This is a genomic window from Cellulomonas sp. IC4_254 (assembly GCF_011603975.1).
Lineage (GTDB): Bacteria > Actinomycetota > Actinomycetes > Actinomycetales > Cellulomonadaceae > Cellulomonas.
Genome location: NZ_JAANNB010000257.1, coordinates 1 through 4,483 on the forward strand (window position 1 = coordinate 1; position 4,483 = coordinate 4,483).

Annotated in this window: 4 protein-coding genes; all 4 read right to left on the reverse strand. The window is 72.0% G+C overall.

Going from position 1 to position 4,483, the window contains the following annotated elements:
* Positions 1-12 precede the first annotated feature (12 nt).
* The 4 genes from G6556_RS17350 to G6556_RS17365 are packed head-to-tail and all read right to left on the reverse strand — an operon-like array spanning position 13 to position 4,290.
* Positions 13-837: an ABC transporter permease gene (locus G6556_RS17350; RefSeq protein WP_166944181.1), complete on the reverse strand. Its 825-nt coding sequence runs from the start codon at positions 835-837 to the stop codon at positions 13-15.
* 3 nt (positions 838-840) lie between these two features.
* The gene (locus G6556_RS17355; RefSeq protein WP_166944183.1) at positions 841-2,049 is read right to left on the reverse strand and encodes an ABC transporter ATP-binding protein; all 1,209 of its coding nucleotides are present in this window, start codon (positions 2,047-2,049) and stop codon (positions 841-843) included.
* On the reverse strand, positions 2,046-3,119 hold the full coding sequence (locus tag G6556_RS17360; RefSeq protein WP_166944185.1) for a glycosyltransferase family 4 protein: 1,074 nt from the start codon (positions 3,117-3,119) through the stop codon (positions 2,046-2,048). Before G6556_RS17360 ends, G6556_RS17355 begins: the two co-directional genes overlap by 4 nt.
* Positions 3,112-4,290: a glycoside hydrolase family 99-like domain-containing protein gene (locus tag G6556_RS17365; protein WP_205693677.1), complete on the reverse strand. Its 1,179-nt coding sequence runs from the start codon at positions 4,288-4,290 to the stop codon at positions 3,112-3,114. Before G6556_RS17365 ends, G6556_RS17360 begins: the two co-directional genes overlap by 8 nt.
* Between the last annotated feature and the right edge of the window lie 193 nt (positions 4,291-4,483).

Sequence of the window (4,483 nt, forward strand, 5' to 3'; positions counted from 1 at the left end):
GGCGCGGCCACGTCAGATCACGTCCGCGAAGCCGCGTTCCATCTTCGAGAAGATCAGCGCGCCGCCGACGAACACCGCGACGCTCACCCCCGCCGTCGCGGCGATCTGCCACGTCGCCGGCTGCGCCAGGCCGAGCAGCGACCACCGGAAGCCCTCGAGGATCCAGGTCAGCGGGTTGATGTCGAACAACCAGCGGATGCCCTCGCCCACCTCGCTCAGCGAGTAGGCGAGCGGGCTGGCGTACAGCAGCGTCTGCAGCGCGAACGGCACCACGTAGGCGATGTCGCGGAACTTCACCATCAGCGCCGAGGCGGCCATGCCGAGGCCGGAGCCCAGCAGGATCACCGCGAGGATCCACAGCGGGAGCGTCAGCAGGGCCCAGGTGATCGGGATGTCGTACCAGACGATCAGCCCGACCATCAGGACGCCGGCCACCAGGAAGTCGACCAGCACCGACAGCACCGAGGACAGCGGCACCAGCAGCCGCGGGAAGAACACCTTGGACACCAGCGCCTGGTTGTTCACCAGCGACGGCGCCGCCCGGGACACGATCCCGTTGAACAGCGTCCACGCGAGCATGCCGGTGAACGAGAAGACGAAGTACGGCACGCCGTCGCTGGACAGGTCGGCGATCTGCCCGAACACGATCGAGAAGATGCCGGCGCTCAGCAGCGGCTGCAGCACTACCCAGATCACGCCGAGCGCGGTCTGCCGGTAGCGCAGCTTGAGGTCGCGGATGCCGAACCGGGTGAAGACCTCGCGGGCCTCCCACATCTCGCGCCACGCCGGCAGCGGGAGGCGCCCGGGCGGGTTGATGACAGTCGTGCGCGTGGCCATCGCTCAGCGCCTCTCGTAGTCGAAGTCGGCGAGGACGAGGCCCGCGTCGAGCCCCTCGTCGGAGACCGCCTGCGGGTAGGGCAGCACCGGGTGGATCTCGAACCGGCCGGCGCCCTCGAACGAGTCGAGCACCCCGGAGGAGCAGACGAACAGGTCGACGGTGTACTCGCCGGGCTTGAGCCAGGGCTCCTTGATGGTGAGCGCGATCTTCTGCTCCTGCGCCGGGTCCAGCCAGAGGCCGCTGACCCGGGAGTCGCACTGCAGGATCGTGGTGCCGTGCCGGTCGTTGATGTGGCAGGACACGAAGTACTTGCCGATGTAGTCGGCGTTGGCGGAGACCAGGAACTCGATGGTCTTCGGCTCGGTGGTCTTGTACAGGGGGCTGGAGACCGTCGCGGAGGTGATCCGGACCTCGCCGGTGCCGGGGCGCCGGTCGATGTCGGTCTGGCTGATCGCCACCCGGTCCCGGCTGGTCTGGTAGAGCTCGATGGCGTCGTCGACCGTGCCGTGCATCACGAGGTTGCCGTGCTCGAGGAAGATCGCCGAGGTGCACAGCGTCTTGACGGTCTGCACCTGGTGCGACACGTAGAGCACGGTGCGGCCCTCCGAGGCGACCGTGCGCATCCGGTCGAGGCACTTCGCCTGGAACTCGGCGTCGCCGACCGCGAGCACCTCGTCCACCGCGAGGATCTCGGTGTCCAGGTGCGCGGCGACCGCGAAGGCCAGCCGGACGTACATGCCGGACGAGTACCGCTTCACCGGGGTGTCGAGGAACTTCTCGACGCCGGAGAACGCCACGATCTCGTCGAAGCGCTGCTTGATCTCGCTCTTGCGCATCCCGAGCAGCGTGCCGTTGAGGAACACGTTCTCGCGGCCGGTCAGCTCCGGGTGGAAGCCGGTGCCGACCTCGAGCAGCGAGCCGACCCGGCCGGCGAGCTCGATCCGGCCGCGCGTCGGCGCGGCGACGCGGGTGAGCAGCTTGAGCAGCGTCGACTTGCCGGCGCCGTTGCGGCCCAGGATGCCGACGGCCTCGCCGCGGGGGATCTCGAAGCTCACGTCGTCGAGCGCGCGGAACTCCTCGTACTGCGCGCGCTGCAGCGGGTGCCGCAGCCGCTGCAGCACCGCCTCGGCGGCCGTGGACGGGGCGTCGTCGGAGGTGGCGATCCGGTACGACTTCCCGACCCCGGCGGCCCGGATGGCGACATCGGTCATGACTGGTCTCCGTGCTGCTGGGGGGTCGTGTACAGGCGCTCGTACGCGTCGGCGACGGCGGTGAGCGAGAAGGTGCGGGACCGCTCCAGGCCCGCGGCGGACAGCGCGGCCCGGCGCGGGGCGTCGAGCAGCACGTCGGCCAGCGCGGTGCCCAGGTCGTCCAGCTCGGCGAGCACCGCGGCGCGGCCCTCGTCGGAGACGTACCGGGCCCCGACGTTCGGCGTGGCGACGACCGGCAGGCCGCTGGCCATCGCCTCGGCGTACGGGATGCCGAAGCCCTCGTAGGACGACGGCAGGCAGAACACCCAGGCGCGGCGGTAGGCGTCGGCCAGGTCCTCGTCGGACAGCCGGCCGAGGACCTTGATGCCGGGGCCGGGGTCGGCCGGGGCGTCCCGGGTGACCATCCACAGCTCCGCCTCGGGGACCCGCGGCAGCACGTCCCGGGCGAACGCCGCCGCCAGGTCCTTGCCGCGCTTGCGGCCGTGCCACGTGCCCACGAACAGCACCACCGGGTGGTCGGCCCGGCCCGCCGCGTCGCCCGGGGTGAACCGGGTGGTGTCGACGCCGTTGGGGATCACGTCGTGCGACCGCGGCACCCAGCGCCGGGTCTGCGGGGACACCACGACGACCCGGTCGGCGACCACGGACGCCAGCACCTCGGTGAACCCGAGCAGCAGCATCCGCAGCTTCTCCTTGGCCCCGCGGATGTGCCGGGCCTCCTCGAAGCAGGAGCCGTGCACGGTGCGGACGTGCAGCGGCGCGCGCCGGCGCCACAACCAGTAGTCGTCGCCGTGCGCGTGCAGCACGTCGTAGCCCGTGAAGTCCTGCTTGCGCAGGTCGGTCGCGAACCGGAACGTGCGCAGCGAGCCCGACATCGCGACGTGCCGGTGGCCGTACACCGCGCCCGGCACGGGCGGGCAGTCGCTGAACATGTCGACGTGGTGGCCGCGGCGCGCGAGCTCGGTGGCGAGCTCGTGGGCCTGGAAGCCGACGCCGATCTTGCTGCCCGACGGGAGGTAGTAGGACAGCATGGCGATGCGCAGCGGGGCCGCGGTGCTGGCCTCACCCATGCGCGACGCCGTCCGTCGGGGCGGTGCGGCCGAGCGCGTGCGTGGGGGTGAGCACCCGCGCCGGCTCGGTGGCGAGCGTGCTCGTGCCCCGCAGCCCGTCGCGCAGCGCCTCGAGCCACGCGTGCCCGTGCTCCAGGTCGGGCTCGAGGTAGTTGCCCTCGGCCCACTCGTTCCAGGACTTGACCCAGAGCAGCCGCTCCTCGGGCCGGCGGTCGGCGAGGGTGTCGACGGCCTGGCGGACGTGCCGGCCGAACAGCTCGGGGGAGGAGCCGGTGACCACGACGGCGCGCGAGCCGGACCGCGGGGAGTTGTCCCAGTTCGGGTACACGCACGGCTGCAGCCGGTCGGAGATGCCGGCCGGCGCGGGCTCGAAGTCCGGCGCGTGCGGGAACACCTCCGGCTTGCCGAGCTTGCGGCCCAGGCGCATCCGCAGCACGTCCGCGCGGGTCTGCCGGGCGGGGATCCGCATGTACACGCCGGCGTCGAATCCGGCCGCGTCCACGTCGGTGTACTTCGGGCCGCGGCCGAGCAGGTCGGACACCTCGGCCACCAGGTACAGCCCCGGCAGGCCGGCCGCGCGGGCCATCGCCTGCCAGCGGTCGACGAACGCCGCGGCGTCCGGCAGGTCCTCCGGTCGGAACACGTAGAACACCGGGCGGTCGTCCACCCGCAGGTAGCGCTCGTCCCGGAACGCCGGCAGCAGCGAGTCGAAGTGCGCCTGCTCGTCCTCCGGCCCGGGGTAGGTCTGCTCCATCAGGACGCGGTCGCTCGCGCCGTGCCAGATGCCGCTCCAGGTCTGGTTCGCCCAGGCGAGGCAGAACTTCACCGACGGGACGCCGGACGCGAGCACCTCGGTGAACGGGCGCTCGAGGATCCGCCGGCCGCCGCCGAACCAGTAGTGCCAGTACACGAACGCCTCGACGCCGTACCGCTGCGCCAGGTCGCTCTGCGCCTCGCGCGCCTCCGGCATCCGCAGGTCGTAGAACCCGAGGTCGGCGGGGATGTGGGGCTGCACGTGCCCGCGGAACAGCGGCCGGGCCTTGGCGGTGTTGGTCCACTCCGTGAAGCCGGGGCCCCACCACGCGTCGTTCTCCGGCACCGGGTGGAACTGCGGCAGGTAGAACGTCACGGCGCGGGCGCGCAGGTCCGTGCTGCTGTCGGTGGACGGCACGGTCCCCCCTCTCCTGGTGGTCCTGGGTGGCCGGGGGGACGGGTCGTCGTCCCCAGGCCCGTTCCTGCTGCGATGAAGCCTATGAGTAGATTTGTCCGGTTTGTCCGCCGACCCCGGGTGAACCCGGTGGCATCCGGGTGATCCGCCCGAGGAACGCCCCGGGGCGCGCGCCCCGGGCGGACCTGCCCCGCTC

Coding starts and splice junctions, on each gene's coding strand:
- G6556_RS17360 (WP_166944185.1), bottom strand. CDS start 3,119: ATGGGTGAGGCCAGCACCGCGGCCCCGCTGCGCATCGCCATGCTGTCC.
- G6556_RS17355 (WP_166944183.1), bottom strand. CDS start 2,049: ATGACCGATGTCGCCATCCGGGCCGCCGGGGTCGGGAAGTCGTACCGG.
- G6556_RS17350 (WP_166944181.1), bottom strand. CDS start 837: ATGGCCACGCGCACGACTGTCATCAACCCGCCCGGGCGCCTCCCGCTG.